This window comes from Achromobacter spanius (genome assembly GCF_029637605.1).
Classification (GTDB): domain Bacteria; phylum Pseudomonadota; class Gammaproteobacteria; order Burkholderiales; family Burkholderiaceae_B; genus Achromobacter; species Achromobacter spanius_E.
Genome location: NZ_CP121261.1, coordinates 4,966,015 through 4,978,838 on the forward strand (window position 1 = coordinate 4,966,015; position 12,824 = coordinate 4,978,838).

A 12,824-nucleotide genomic window follows, 5' to 3' on the forward strand; every position below is an offset into this window, starting at 1 on the left:
ATGGCTGATCTGAAACTCCTGGAAGACCTGATCGCGCTGGCGCGCACGGGCAGTTTCGTGCGCGCCGCCGAACTGCGCCACGTGACGCATCCCGCGTTCGGGCGGCGCATCCGCGCGCTGGAAGCCTGGGCGGGCGCACCGCTGGTCGAACGCCAGCACCTGCCCGTGACGCTGACCCCGGAAGGCGAGGCGCTGCTCAGGACGGCCACGCAGGTGGTCGAGCAGATGGGGCTGGTGCGCCATCGCATTAGCAGTTCGGGCCCGGGCGGCGAAGCCGTGTTGCGCATCGCCACCGGCCGCAGCCTGGCGCGCACGCTGGTGGCGGACTGGATTGCGCGCTTGCGGCACCGCACGCCCAAAGTGCTGACCGACGGCACGCAGGTGGAGTTGTCGACCGCTCAGACGGAAGACCTGGTGGTGCGTCTGGAGCAAGGCAAGGTGGACCTGCTGTGCTGCTACGAGCATCCGGCCTTGTCCGTGCCCTTGAGCCCGGCGCGCTACCGCTACATGACGCTGGCCACTGACAAACTGGTGCCCGTAAGCCAGGTGGATGCGCGCGGCCGTATCCGATATACGCTGCAAGACGGCGGCCAGCCGGTGCCGCTGATCACCTACACGGGCGGCCTGGCGATGGAGCGCATCGTGGGCGATCGCCTGGAAACCACGCCGTATGCGCTGACGCCGTTCGTGCGCAGCGATTCGCTGGACGCGGCGCACGGCGCGGTCGCCAAGGGCCTGGGCGTGGCGTGGTTGCCGTGGTCCATGGTGGCGGCGGATTGCCGTCGCGGCGCGTTGGCGGCGCTGGGCGGCCGCAGTGAAGAGATCGCTTTCGAGGTGCGTTTGTACCGTCCGCGCTCCCGTTTGACGGACCTGGCGGAGGCCGCCTGGGAGGCCACCGCGAACCGTAAAGTCTGATGTGCACCGCCACCTTGGCGGGCTTGGCTCAGGCTGAATTAGCACGAAGATGTGCTATTTCGGCACGGCCCAGGGGTATGAGGCCCGTGAAAATACGAACCTATACCTTCAACGAGACGGCAACGCCGTCCATCCTAGTCCCCAAGGAAGAAAACATGAAATCACACCTTCATCCGCTGCGCGCAGCGCTTGTTGCTTTCGGTGCGGCCTCGGCTGTAGCGGCCGCGCCGGCCGCCTTCGCTGCCGACTATCCCGCCCGCAGCATCTCGCTGGTTGTCGGCTACCCGGCAGGCGGCAGTGTAGACCTGACCGCGCGCCTGTTGGGCGAAGAGCTGGGCAAGCAACTGGGCCAGACCGTGGTAGTTGAAAACGTGGGCGGCGCCGGCGGCACCATTGGTGCCCAGCGTGTGGCGCGCGCGGCACCCGACGGTTACACGCTTTTGCTGGGCTCGACCAATGAAATGGTGATTGCCCGCATGATCAACACCGCGGTGAAGTACGACAGCGCCAAGGAGTTCACGCCCTTGGGCCTGGTGGCGTCGCAGCCGATGCTGCTGGCCGCCAGCAAGAATTCCGGCGTCAAGACGGCGGCCGAATACTTGCAGAAGCTGCGCGGCGCGGAAGCGGGCACGTTCAATTACGGCTCGTCCGGCGTGGGCACCACCTTGCACCTGGCCGGCGAAATGATCAATCGGGCCACCGGTACGCGCGCCGAACACGTGCCTTACCGTGGCGTGTCGCCGCTGGTCACGGACCTGATGAGCGGCCAACTGGACTTCGGTGTGCTGGTGCTGTCCTCGGGCCTGCCGCAAGTGCGCAGCGGCAACATCGTGGCGCTGGGCCTGACCGAGAACAAGCGTTCGCCGGCCGCACCCGAAATCGCGCCGCTGGCCGCCACCCCGGGCTTTGAATCCGTCGACATCAACCTGTGGTTCGCGCTGTATGGCCCGGCCGGCTTGCCGGAGCCGGTGATCGCCAAGCTGCGCGGCGCGCTGGACGAGGCGCTGAAGTCAGACCAGTTCCGCGGCAAGCTGCAGGATGCGGGCGGTGAAATCGCCAAGCCAGGCGTGGATCTGGCGGCCTACCAGGTTGAAGAAACGAAGAAGTACGGCGCGCTGGTCAAGGCCGCCAAGATCGAAGCGCAATAAAACAGGCGCAAAACCAAGCTATTGCCATACCGAAAAAAAGCGGATCACACCATGGAATTCAAGCTACCCCTTCCCGACCTAAGCGCCGAGCGCGCCGGCAACACCGACACGCCGGGTGTCTGGCATTTTGATTCGGGCGTGCCGGGGCGGGCGCTGATGGTGACCGCGCTGGTGCATGGCAACGAGCTGTGCGGCGCCTGGGCGTTGAAGGACCTGCTGGCGGCCGGCGTCAAGCCGCGCCGTGGCAGCCTGACGCTGGCCTTTTGCAACCTGAATGCGTTCGACCGCTTCGACCACGCCAACCATGACGCATCGCGTTTCGTGGCCGAAGACATGAACCGCGTCTGGAGCGCCGAGCGTCTGGACAACCCTACGACGCCCGACCGCCAGCGCGGCGCTGAACTGCGCCCCTGGGTGCAGCGCGCGGATTGGTTGCTGGACCTGCATTCCATGCACGAGCCGGGCGCGCCCTTGCTGCTGACCGGCGTACTGCCGCGCAACATTGCACTGGCGCGTCGGCTGAAAGCGCCGCAGCACGTGATCGTGGACGCGGGGCACAAGGACGGCGTGCGGATGCGTGACTTCGCGCAGTTCGGCGACGCCGCGCGTGAAGACGCCTGCGCCTTGCTGATCGAATGCGGTTTCCATGGCGAGCTGGCCTCGCGCGATGTCGCCCGCGACATGGTGGCCCGCATGCTGGTGGAGTCGGGAGTGCTGGACGTGGCCGACGTGCCGGCCGGCTGGCGGCTGCCCGATCCGGCGGCACAGCGCGTGCTGGAAGTGACCGACGCCGTGGTCGCGCCGTCGATGGATGTGACGTTCGCGCAGCCGTGGACGGGCCTGGAAACGTTGGAGCAGGCCGGTTCGGTGATCGGCTGGGCAGACGGCCAGCCGATCGTGACGCCTTACGACAACTGCACGCTGATCATGCCGTCGTTGCGGCAGTTGAAGCCAGGCGTGACGGTGGTGCGGTTGGCGCGCGACTACGCGGGCTGATTGCGCGGGTTGGTTACGCAGGCTGATCGCGCGGGGGCTGAACCCCCACGCGAAAGCCACGCGCCGAACCCCGGCGTTATTTCTGCGGCGTGTACCGCAGCTCTTCCAGCTCGTAGCCCTGGGCCTTGGCGGCAGCCAGGGCCTTGTCCAATTCTTCCTTGGGCAATTGCGGCGAGCGCGACAATATCCACAAGTACTTGCGATCAGGCGTGCCCACTACGGACCAGCGGTAGTCGGGGTCCAGGCCAATGACCCAGTAGTCGCCCTTGAACGGCTTGAAGAAAGTGACTTCCAGCTTGGCGTTGTTGCTGCCTTCCACGACGGTGGCGGTGCCGGACGCGGAATCGATGTCGCCGTCCTTCGTGCGGCAGCGATTGTTCACACCGATGGTGCCATCGGCATTCGCGATGTATTCGGCGGTGGTGTCGCCCACGCAGTTGCGCTGGAAGAACATGGGGAAATTCGCGATTTCGTACCACATGCCGGCGTAGCGTTTCAGGTCCACCGAGTCCACGGTCTTCATGGGCGGCGGTGCGGCATGGGCGATGCCCACGCTGGCGGCCAGAGCCATCAGGAATGTTGCGGTGCGGCGCATGTAAAAAACCTCCGGATTAACGGATAAGGGATTGGGCCACGGCGCGCGCTTGCCTGTTGGACGCGCGCGCCGTGAACGCAAACCCTAACGATACGCCCTATTTTCGCGGAGCCTTCAGGGCTTCGTGGTAGCGGGCCACGTAGGTGGCGAAGTCCACCGTGTCCGATTCCTCCAGGCGCTGCTGTTCTTGCGCTGACTTCACCGCCGCCTGTTCATAGGCCGTGGCCAGGTCCGCGGGCAGTGCCTGCGCACGCAGTGTGTCGGCGTGCTTGGCGCTTTGCGCCAGCGAGTAGTCGTGGAACGACAGGCCGCTTTGCGTCAGAGCTTCCAGCAAGCGCGCCGACGGGGTGGCGTCGGGCTGATCCAGCTTGACCCGTTGCGCGGCCAGCGCGTCCGCGTAGGCGCTGCCGCCCAGGGCCGAATCGAACAACGCGGCGTAGGGGGCGATCTGGTCCAGAAGGTCGTTGCCCCACTGCGGCAACGCCACGGCCTGGCCGTCGCGGTCCAGCTCCAGGCCGGGCTTGCGGCCTTCTTTGACCACCGTGGAAAAATTGTCGGCGCTGCGCTGACAGTAGCCGTTGGCGGGAAAGAAGGGGCTGTCCGACGCGGCGCAGAACAGCAGGAAGGCGTCCACGAAGCGGCTCGTGCTGGCATCGATACCCACGGGCGATTCCGGGTCGATATCCAGGCAGCGAACTTCCACGTACTGCACGCCGCGTTCCGCGAGCGCGGTGATGGGGCGTTCGCAGCGGCCCGTGGCGCGCTTGGGCCGGATGCTGGAGTAGTACTCGTTTTCGATCTGCAGCACGTTGGTGTTGAGCTGGATCCATTCGCCGTTGCGCTGCGTGCCGATCTTTTCGTAATCGGGCCAGGGTTTTGTCACGGCGTCGTACAGGCGGCCCAGGAACGTGTCCAGGTCGTTGTAGCAAAGCTTGAGCTGCGACTGCGCCTTGTTCTGGTAGCCAAGATCGCTCATGCGCAGGCTGGTGGCGTAGGGCAGGTAGAGCGTGTGGTCACCCAGGCGTTGCAGCGGGTGGTCCTGGCCGCGCAGGAAGTCGCTGGCCAGCGCGGGGGCCGCGCCAAACAGGTACATCAGCAGCCAGGAATAGCGCGTGAAGTTGCGGATCAGGCTGATATAGCCGCGCGAACGGCGGTCTTGCGCGGACCCGGCCTGCGTGTCCAGCACCGACCACAAATCTTCCGGCAGCGAGAAGTTGTAATGCACGCCGGCAATGCATTGCATCGTCTTGCCATAGCGTTCGGCAAGCCCGCGGCGATACACATGCTTGAGCATGCCCGTGTTGGATTTGCCATACCACGCGATGGGAATGTCCGCTTCGGCGGGCAGCGTGGCGGGCATGGACTGGTTCCAGATCAGCTCGTGGTCCAGCACGCTGTATACGTGGCGGTGGGTGTTGGTGAGCTCGGCCAGCAGCGCATCCACGTCGGTGTGCGTGCCCGTGATCAGTTCCAGCAGCGATTCGGAGTAATCGGTGGTGACGTGTTCATTGGTCAGCGCCGAACCCAGGCCGGCGGGGTGGGGCGTGCGGGACAAAATGCCCTGCTCGTCCACGCGCAGGCCTTCTTTTTCGATGCCTCGCAGCGTCTGGGTCAGCAGCGAGCGGTTGGCCTCTAGGCGGGAGAGGCGGTTGGCGGCGGTATCAGTCACGGATTCTTCTCGTTGGGGTCTGTCGCGGGATTTTACGGGGTGCCGGCCTCCTGTGCCGAGGGAGTCAATACAGGGGGCAGGGACAATGCCTGCGCCGTGCGCGCCAGCCATTCGTCCAGGTCAGCATAAACCGGATCAGAAATAGGGGCCGTTTCATTGAAGATCTCGTGCCAGGCGGTGTCGTACCAGCGCAGGGTCAGCAACTCGGCGGGCGCGCGCTGGGCAAATTGGCGGCTGCCCTCGGCGGCGACGATGGAGTCGTCCCCCGCCACCATCAGCAGGGTGCGGCAGGGCAGCAGGCCGGCTTCGCGCAGGGACTCGCGGCCGTTTTCATCCACGAAGCGGGCCAGCCGGCCCGTCATGCGCCGCCGCACCAAGGGGTCGGACCGGTAGGCTTTCACGACGGCCCGGTCGTGCGAGATCCGGGCGGGCGCCAAGCCGTGGGGCACGCGCAGGTCCGGCGCGTGCAGCGACATCCAGGTCAGCGTGCGACGTACCCAAAGAGGCACGTTGACGACAAAGGGCGGTGAGCTCAGGACCAGCGCGTCCAGTTCGGCCATGCGGCGCAGGGCGATGCGTACGGCCACCAGCGCACCCAGACTGTGGCCCAGCAAGATGGGCGGGCGGCCCTGGGCCTGGGTCCAGGCCCGCAGGCGGTCCACGGCATCGTGGAGCAGATCGTCCTGGTGGCTCAGGGTGGCGGGCGGGCCGCCCGAACGCCCATGGCCGCGGTGGTCATGCGCGCCCACGGTCCAGCCACGGGCGGCCAGCCAGCGGGCCAGGCGGTCGTAGCGGCCGGCGTGTTCGCTCAGCCCATGCATCAGGTAGACGCTGGGGGTGCCGGGGCCGGTGATGGGGGCGGGCACATTAGGGGCGGCGGGCCAAAGATAGTTGGCCAAGGGGGTGCCGTCGGGCGCTGGGGTCATGGAAATCGGCGACAATTTCAGCCTTCCTGGAAATGAATGGGCCGTCGGGTCACGGTAATGACGATTTCATCGCTGTTTCGTTTCATGTTCAAGAAAGCCGGCCTGATTGTGGGGTTGGCTTTGCTGGTGGCCGCTTGCTCGCCCCGTTACAACTGGCGGGAAGTCGACGTGGCCGATGGCCATGTGCGCGCGGCATTCCCGGACCGCGTGTCCACCGACAGCCGCGACCTGCGCCTGGATACCCACACCTTGCGTTTTACCCTGTCCACCGCAACCGTGGGCGAAGCCGTGTTCGCGATCGGGTCGGCGCCGCTGCCGCCCGAGATGGCGGCGGACCCGGCTGCCAGGCGGGCGCTGGGCATGGCGCTGATGCAGTCCTTGTACATCAACATGCAGGCGCCGCCACCGACACAATGGCCGGCCTACGGGCAGGACATCGAGGTACACGGCAAGGCCATGGGCAAGCCGGGATGGCTGCAGGCCAGGGTCTGGGTGACCGACACGATGCTGATCGAAGCGGTGGCCGCCGGCACAACGGAAAGCCTGCCGCCGGAACGCGCGCGGGAATTCCTGCGGTCAGTGGTGATCAAGCCCGGAAAACCGGGCCAGCCCAGCCAGCCCAATCAGCCCAGCCAGCCGGTCAACCCTGCCGGCAGTTCTGCCGGTAGCCCAGCACCCACCAGCCCCGTCACGCAATGACGGTGTCCAGCAGCCCTTGGCGCAGCGCCGCGACCACGGCGGCCCGTCGGCCCCGGACGCCTAGTTTGGCGCAGGCATTGCGCAGGTGGAAATTCACGGTGCTTTCACTGACGCCCAGGATGCGGCTGGTTTCCCAACTGGTCTTGCCCGCCGCTGACCAGAACAGGCACATGGCCTGGCGGTCTGACAGCGCTTTCGGGGCGGGCAGCGCCGACAGCGACGACTGCGGCGCCATGGGTGGCCCCAAGGCCGACAACGGCCCGCCGCCCTGGGCAAGCTCTGGGCGGAACGCGCACAAACGCTGAAAAGCGGATGATCGCGGGAATGCGGATGAACGCGAAAGCGGGGACAGGCGGCGGGAGGCGGTCATGGCGGCTGGGGGCAAAACGCCCCGTCGTTGAAGTTGCTGCATGCTGCGGCCGCCCCGATCAGCGCGCAAGCATTGATGCCTTGGCGAATTGATCCTCTTATCTTTCACGGAATAGTTGTATGTTGGCCATCGCTCAGTTCTACCTGTCAGCCATCGTGCTGATGCTGCCCTTGCTGTCCTGCGTGGGCATCGGGGTGTTCTGGGGCAAGCGCGATATCCCCTTTGGCGGCGCGTTCATCACCACGCTGGTGACCTCGGTGACCACGCCCGCCCTGGTGTTCCACACCTTTGTCACGACCCAGCTCGATGACCGCGCGCTGGCCGACGTGGCGGCCGCCACGCTGTTGGCCCTGCTGCTGTGCGCCTTGATCGGCGCGCTGCTGCTCAAGGTCTGGAAGCTGCCCGTGCTTACGTTGCTGCCCACGGCGTGCCTGCCGAATGCCGGCAACCTGGGGCTGCCGATTTCGCAACTGGCGTTTGGCGACGCGGGCCTGTCGGTGGCGGTGGCGTTTTTTGCGGTGAACTCGTTCGTCATGCATACGGTGGCCGTGCGGCTGCTGCCCGGCGTCAACACCAAGGGCAGTTGGAAAAGCCCTATCTTGCTGGCCTCGGTGGTGGCGGTGGCGATGCGCCTGTTGCACATTCCGGTGCCCGAATGGCTGATTGAAACGGCCCGCATGCTGGGCGCGGTCACCGTGCCGCTGATGCTGCTGAGCCTGGGCCATGCGTTGGCGCTGATCCCGTCCAATGGCCTGCGTGACGGCGCCAAGGTGGCGGCGATCCGGCTGGTGGTGGGCCTGGGGGCAGGGCTGGCCGTGGTGTGGGCGTTGGACCTGGAACCCGTGCTGGGCGGCGCGCTGACCTTGCAGATGGCCATGCCCTGCGCCGTGGTCAGCTATATGTATGCCAAGCGCTACACGACGATGGGCGACACCGCGGCGGGCGCGGTGCTGGTGTCGACAGTGGTGTTTCTGCTGCTGGCGCCGCTGATGTTGTGGTTCACGCACGGGGCGTAGCGGCCGCGTCAGGCCGCCCCGGCCATGTCGCGCAGCTGCGCCATCAGCGCGTCGGGGATGTCCACGCCGTGTTTGATGGCGGCGTCGCGCAGCTTGCGGCGGCGGTCGCCGGGCAGGCGCACTCCGTCGTCTACCAGCATGGCGTCCACCAGCGTTTCAACGCGCTCCAGGTAGGCGTTGTTGCCGGCCAGCGCGCCGGGGTCGATCGCCATGAACGCCTGTCCCAAGCGTGCGGGGCCGCCAGCGTCAACAAAGAACGATTCTGTTTCGAAGCCGAAGTGCGCACCCGTCAGCGCGCACGCCAGCAGCTCGACAATCAACGCCAGCATGGCGCCCTTGACGCCGCCCGCCGGCAACATGCTGCCAGCCAGGCCGGCCTTGGGGTCGGTGGTGGGCTGGCCGTCGGCGTCCAGCGCCCAGCCCAGGGGAATGGGCTGATTGTCGCGCGCGGCGATCATCAGCTTGCCGCGCGCCACCTGCGACAGCGACATGTCGATCACCAGCCTTGCGCCGTTGCGGCGCGGAAAGACCGCCGCGATGGGGTTGGTGCCGAACAGCGGGCGCTTGCCGCCCCAGGCGGGCATGGCGGCGGGGGAATTGCTCAGGGCCAGCGCCACCAGTCCGGCGTCCGCCAGCGCTTCAAGGTGGTAGGCGGCTTCGCCGAAATGGTGGCTGTTGGCCACGCCAATGAAGGCGATGCCGTGTTCATGGGCGCGCAGCGCGGCCTGTTCGACCGCCATTGCGCAGGCGGGAAACGCCAGGCCCGAGCCCGCATCGATCAGCGCCGCGCCGCCGCGTTCGTGCACGATGCGTGGCACGGCTGAACCAATGGCGCGGCCCGCGCGCAGGTGCCCGGCATAGAACGGCACGCGCGACAGGCCGTGCGAACTGATGCCCTGGCTTTCCGCAAAAACCAGCGCGCGGGCGGTGCTGTCAGCCATGGTCGGGTTGGCGCCGGCGGCGGCCAGCGCGGCGGCCGCCAGGTGTTGCAGTTCGTCCAGATAGATGTGAGCCATAGCCTTCCTGTCAGGAGAGCGCGCGCCTCAAGTAGAGCGGGCGCCGCCGGTAAACGCGATTGTCCCACCAGCCCGCGGCGGCTGCAGCATCCGCAAGCAGTGCTAGAATTCTTTTCGCTGTACCCATGCATTACCCATATTTCGGCGCCGATTTGCCTGATCCGCTTGCGGGCGCCTTCCAATAAATCCAGCTAAAGAGGTCCGTATGACCACTCCTGCCCAACATTTGGCCGGTGATCTGGCCGCTGATCCGGCCAACGGGTTCGTCCCCGCCACCGTCACGACTTCCGACACCGTTGATCCCGGTTCCGTCGGCCTGGTCGCACCTACCTTCATCCGCTTCGATGAGCCGCTGCCTTTGCTCAGCGGCCAGTCCCTGGCTGCCTACGAGCTGGCCGTGGAAACCTACGGCACGCTCAATGCCCAGCGCAGCAACGCGGTCTTGATCTGCCACGCGCTGAACGCTTCGCACCACGTTGCGGGGCAAGCGGCCGACAACCCCAGCGACGTGGGCTGGTGGGACAACATGGTGGGCCCCGGCAAGCCGGTGGACACCAATATTTTCTTTGTGATCGGCGTCAACAACCTGGGCTCGTGCTTTGGTTCGACCGGCCCGGCAAGCATCAACCCGGCCACCGGCAAACCCTGGGGCGCCGCGTTCCCCGTGTTGACGGTGGAAGACTGGGTGCGCGCCCAGGCCCGCGTGGCCGACCACTTCGGCATCGAGCGCTTCGCGGCCGTGATGGGCGGATCGCTGGGCGGCATGCAAGCGCTTAGCTGGGCCATCACCTTGCCCGACCGTGTGGCCAACTGCGTGGTCATCGCCAGCACGCCGCGCTTGTCGGCGCAGAACATCGGCTTTAACGAAGTGGCGCGCCGCGCCATCATCACCGACCCGGATTTCCACGGCGGCGACTACTACGCGCAAGACACCGTGCCGCGCCGGGGCCTGTCGGTGGCACGCATGATCGGCCACATCACGTATCTGTCCGACGACGACATGGCCGAAAAATTCGGCCGTGCCCAACGCGCGCCGGCCGAGAACGGCGCCTACCACTACGGCTACGACGTCGAATTCGAAGTGGAGTCGTACCTGCGCTACCAGGGCGAAAAGTTCACTCGCTATTTCGACGCCAATACCTATCTGCTGATCACGCGCGCGCTGGATTATTTCGATCCGGCCCGCACCACGGGCGGTGACCTGGCGCGCGCGCTGGCGCCGGCCAAGGCCGACTTCCTGCTGGTGTCGTTTTCCACCGATTGGCGCTTTCCGCCGGAACGCTCGCGCGAAATCGTGCGCGCGCTGTTGAAGAACGCCAGCCCCGTGACCTACGCCGAAATCGACGCGCCGCATGGGCACGACGCCTTCCTGCTGGAAGACGCGCGCTACCACGCCGTGGTGCGTGGCTACTACGAACGTATCGCGCGCGAGCTTGGCCTGGCCGCTGGCGCCGCGCAGACCGAAGGACGCTCCGAATGACTCCTGTCACCCCCCGCTATGCCCATAGCGCGCTGCGGCCCGACCTGGCGCGCATCGCCGGCTGGATCGAGCCCGGCAGCCGCGTACTGGACCTGGGCTGTGGCGACGGCGCGCTGCTGGCGCACCTGCGCGACCATCGCCAGGTGCGCGGCGCGGGTGTCGAACTGGACGACACCTGCGTCATCGCTTGCGTGCGGCGCGGGGTCGAGGTGATTCAGCAAAACCTGGAAGACGGGCTGGCGCTGTTCGACGACAAGCAGTTCGACACCGTGGTGCTGTCGCAGACCTTGCAGTCCATGCATCGCACCGAGCACATCCTGCGCGAGATGGCGCGCGTGGCCCGCCACGGCATCGTGTCGTTTCCCAACTTCGGCTACTGGCCGCATGGCTGGGCCATCCTGCGCGGGCGCATGCCGGTCACTGGCCAGATGCCTTACCAGTGGTACAACACGCCGAACATCCACCTGTGCACGCTGCGCGATTTCGAGCAATTGGCCGACGAGCTGAAGCTGCGCATTCTTGAACGCGCCACCTTCAACGAAGGCCACGAGGTCAAGCTGTTCCCAAGCTGGCGCAGCACGCTGGCGGTGTACCGTTTCGCCACCCCCTGACATTCCGACACCGATCCTCCTGTCGGCGCGGCTGAACAGGCCCTAAAATGCCGCAAGCCCGTGGCGCAACGCCTGTTGCACCACGCCGCCGCGTTTCAGGAGACCGTCATCACCGCTGTATCCAACGTCTATACCAGCCCCCGCGTGGCCCCCTTGCTGGTCCTGGGCTTTGCCAGCGGACTGCCCCTGGCGCTAACCGGCGGTACCTTGCAGGCCTGGGCCACCGTTGAAGGGGTGCCGCTACAGGAAATCGGGTTTCTCACGCTGGTGGGCACCGCCTACACCATCAAGTTTCTTTGGGCTCCCTTTGTTGACCGCTACGTGCCGCCCCTGCTGGGCCGGCGCCGGGGCTGGATGCTGCTGACGCAACTGCTGCTGGCCGTGGCGATCATGGTGATGGGGGCGCTGTCGCCGTCCACCGCGCTGATGCCGCTGGCCTTGCTGGCGGTGCTGGTCGCTTTCCTGTCCGCCACCCAGGACATCGCGTTCGACGCCTATTGCACGGACGTGTTGCGCAAGGAGGAACGCGGCGCGGGCGCGGCGGTCAAGGTCATGGGCTACCGGCTGGCGATGATTGCGTCCGGCGGCTTGGCGCTGATCATGGCGGACCAGTGGATCGGCTGGGGCTATACGTATGTGCTGATGGGCGGACTGATGCTGCTGTGCGCGATCGCCACGCTGCTGGCGCCCGAACCCGAGCACGTCGCGCGCGCGCCGCGCAATCTGGGCGAGGCAATCGGCGAGCCTTTGCACGAATTCTTCACCCGTCGCGGCGCGCTGTCGATACTGGCGCTGATCGTGCTGTACAAGCTGGGCGACGCCTTCGCGGGTGCCTTGTCCACCACCTTCCTGATCCGCGGCGCGGGCTTCTCGCCCACCGAGGTCGGCACCGTCAACAAGGTGCTGGGCCTGGCCGCCACCATTGTCGGTGCGTTGGCTGGGGGCACCTTGATGGCGCGCTGGGGCTTGTACCGGTCGCTGATGGCCTTTGGCCTGTTGCAGGCGGTGTCGAACCTGGCGTATTGGCTGATCGCCATCAGCCCGAAAACGCTGTGGCTGATGGCCACCGGCGTGGGTATCGAAAACCTGTGCGGCGGCCTGGGCACGGCGTCTTTCGTGGGCCTGTTGATGGCACTGTGCCGCCGGCAGTTTTCCGCGACGCAGTTTGCGCTGCTGTCCGCGTTGTCGGCCGTGGGCCGCACCTATCTGGCCGGGCCGCTGACGCCGCCGCTGGTGGAATCCATGGGCTGGCCGGGTTTTTTCCTGTTGACGGTGGTGATCGCCTTGCCCGGCCTGGTGCTGTTGCACGTTTTGCGCGGCACCATCGACACGATGGAAAAGCAGGGCGACCAGGCCTGACGCGACGGCAGGCTGGCTGAAAAA

Annotated in this window: 13 protein-coding genes and 1 riboswitch; of the genes, 8 read left to right on the top strand and 5 right to left on the bottom strand. The window is 66.5% G+C overall.

Annotated elements, in window-relative coordinates; genetic code table 11:
- The 3 genes from P8T11_RS22145 to P8T11_RS22155 all read left to right on the top strand — a co-directional run bounded on the left by P8T11_RS22145 (position 1) and on the right by P8T11_RS22155 (position 3,059).
- Complete coding sequence (locus tag P8T11_RS22145; protein WP_268080007.1) at positions 1-915, top strand: LysR family transcriptional regulator; 915 nt, start codon at positions 1-3, stop codon at positions 913-915.
- A 155-nt stretch (positions 916-1,070) separates the two neighbouring features.
- The gene (locus tag P8T11_RS22150) at positions 1,071-2,063 is read left to right on the top strand and encodes a Bug family tripartite tricarboxylate transporter substrate binding protein (RefSeq protein WP_268080006.1); all 993 of its coding nucleotides are present in this window, start codon (positions 1,071-1,073) and stop codon (positions 2,061-2,063) included.
- Between the two features lie 51 nt (positions 2,064-2,114).
- Positions 2,115-3,059 (top strand): succinylglutamate desuccinylase/aspartoacylase domain-containing protein, encoded by a 945-nt coding sequence (locus P8T11_RS22155; protein ID WP_268080005.1) that lies wholly within the window; start codon positions 2,115-2,117, stop codon positions 3,057-3,059.
- 76 nt (positions 3,060-3,135) lie between these two features.
- Here P8T11_RS22155 and P8T11_RS22160 read toward each other — a convergent pair whose 3' ends face one another.
- The 3 genes from P8T11_RS22160 to P8T11_RS22170 all read right to left on the bottom strand — a co-directional run bounded on the left by P8T11_RS22160 (position 3,136) and on the right by P8T11_RS22170 (position 6,249).
- Entirely contained in the window at positions 3,136-3,654 is a 519-nt protein-coding gene (locus P8T11_RS22160; protein WP_268080004.1) for a lipocalin family protein, read from the bottom strand.
- 97 nt (positions 3,655-3,751) lie between these two features.
- Positions 3,752-5,323 carry a glutamate--cysteine ligase gene (gshA, locus tag P8T11_RS22165; RefSeq protein WP_268080003.1) on the bottom strand — a complete coding sequence of 524 codons (1,572 nt, stop codon included), beginning with the start codon at positions 5,321-5,323 and terminating at the stop codon, positions 3,752-3,754.
- A gap of 32 nt (positions 5,324-5,355) precedes the next feature.
- A complete protein-coding gene (locus tag P8T11_RS22170; protein WP_268080002.1) occupies positions 5,356-6,249 on the bottom strand; it encodes an alpha/beta hydrolase in 894 nt (297 codons plus the stop codon).
- Between the two features lie 57 nt (positions 6,250-6,306).
- Here P8T11_RS22170 and P8T11_RS22175 point away from each other — a divergent pair, with 57 nt between their 5' ends.
- Positions 6,307-6,948, top strand: coding sequence for a hypothetical protein (locus tag P8T11_RS22175; RefSeq protein ID WP_268080001.1), 642 nt, complete (start codon positions 6,307-6,309; stop codon positions 6,946-6,948).
- Here P8T11_RS22175 and P8T11_RS22180 read toward each other — a convergent pair.
- Positions 6,938-7,183, bottom strand: a complete 246-nt coding sequence (locus tag P8T11_RS22180) for a helix-turn-helix domain-containing protein (protein WP_268080000.1) — start codon at positions 7,181-7,183, stop codon at positions 6,938-6,940. The two genes, P8T11_RS22175 and P8T11_RS22180, sit on opposite strands and share 11 nt — an antisense overlap.
- 254 nt (positions 7,184-7,437) lie before the next feature.
- On the opposite strand from P8T11_RS22180, the gene P8T11_RS22185 reads away from it, so the two are divergent.
- Positions 7,438-8,334, top strand: a complete 897-nt coding sequence (locus P8T11_RS22185) for an AEC family transporter (RefSeq protein ID WP_268079999.1) — start codon at positions 7,438-7,440, stop codon at positions 8,332-8,334.
- An 8-nt stretch (positions 8,335-8,342) separates the two neighbouring features.
- On the opposite strand, the gene P8T11_RS22190 is transcribed toward P8T11_RS22185, so the two are convergent.
- Positions 8,343-9,350: an Ldh family oxidoreductase gene (locus tag P8T11_RS22190; protein WP_268079998.1), complete on the bottom strand. Its 1,008-nt coding sequence runs from the start codon at positions 9,348-9,350 to the stop codon at positions 8,343-8,345.
- A gap of 134 nt (positions 9,351-9,484) precedes the next feature.
- A riboswitch (SAM riboswitch) is annotated at positions 9,485-9,566 on the top strand.
- Between P8T11_RS22190 and metX the strand changes: the two genes are divergently transcribed.
- From metX to P8T11_RS22205, 3 genes are all read left to right on the top strand, one after another.
- Positions 9,556-10,830, top strand: a complete 1,275-nt coding sequence (metX, locus tag P8T11_RS22195) for a homoserine O-succinyltransferase MetX (RefSeq protein WP_268079997.1) — start codon at positions 9,556-9,558, stop codon at positions 10,828-10,830. (Overlaps the previous riboswitch by 11 nt.)
- On the top strand, positions 10,827-11,441 hold the full coding sequence (gene metW / locus P8T11_RS22200; protein ID WP_268079995.1) for a methionine biosynthesis protein MetW: 615 nt from the start codon (positions 10,827-10,829) through the stop codon (positions 11,439-11,441). Before metX ends, metW begins: the two co-directional genes overlap by 4 nt.
- A gap of 108 nt (positions 11,442-11,549) precedes the next feature.
- Positions 11,550-12,800 carry a muropeptide transporter gene (locus tag P8T11_RS22205; RefSeq protein WP_268082297.1) on the top strand — a complete coding sequence of 417 codons (1,251 nt, stop codon included), beginning with the start codon at positions 11,550-11,552 and terminating at the stop codon, positions 12,798-12,800.
- Positions 12,801-12,824 lie beyond the last annotated feature (24 nt).

Coding starts and splice junctions, on each gene's coding strand:
- P8T11_RS22145 (WP_268080007.1), top strand. CDS start 1: ATGGCTGATCTGAAACTCCTGGAAGACCTGATCGCGCTGGCGCGCACG.
- P8T11_RS22150 (WP_268080006.1), top strand. CDS start 1,071: ATGAAATCACACCTTCATCCGCTGCGCGCAGCGCTTGTTGCTTTCGGT.
- P8T11_RS22155 (WP_268080005.1), top strand. CDS start 2,115: ATGGAATTCAAGCTACCCCTTCCCGACCTAAGCGCCGAGCGCGCCGGC.
- P8T11_RS22160 (WP_268080004.1), bottom strand. CDS start 3,654: ATGCGCCGCACCGCAACATTCCTGATGGCTCTGGCCGCCAGCGTGGGC.
- P8T11_RS22170 (WP_268080002.1), bottom strand. CDS start 6,249: ATGACCCCAGCGCCCGACGGCACCCCCTTGGCCAACTATCTTTGGCCC.
- P8T11_RS22175 (WP_268080001.1), top strand. CDS start 6,307: ATGACGATTTCATCGCTGTTTCGTTTCATGTTCAAGAAAGCCGGCCTG.
- P8T11_RS22180 (WP_268080000.1), bottom strand. CDS start 7,183: ATGGCGCCGCAGTCGTCGCTGTCGGCGCTGCCCGCCCCGAAAGCGCTG.
- P8T11_RS22185 (WP_268079999.1), top strand. CDS start 7,438: ATGTTGGCCATCGCTCAGTTCTACCTGTCAGCCATCGTGCTGATGCTG.
- P8T11_RS22190 (WP_268079998.1), bottom strand. CDS start 9,350: ATGGCTCACATCTATCTGGACGAACTGCAACACCTGGCGGCCGCCGCG.
- metX (WP_268079997.1), top strand. CDS start 9,556: ATGACCACTCCTGCCCAACATTTGGCCGGTGATCTGGCCGCTGATCCG.
- metW (WP_268079995.1), top strand. CDS start 10,827: ATGACTCCTGTCACCCCCCGCTATGCCCATAGCGCGCTGCGGCCCGAC.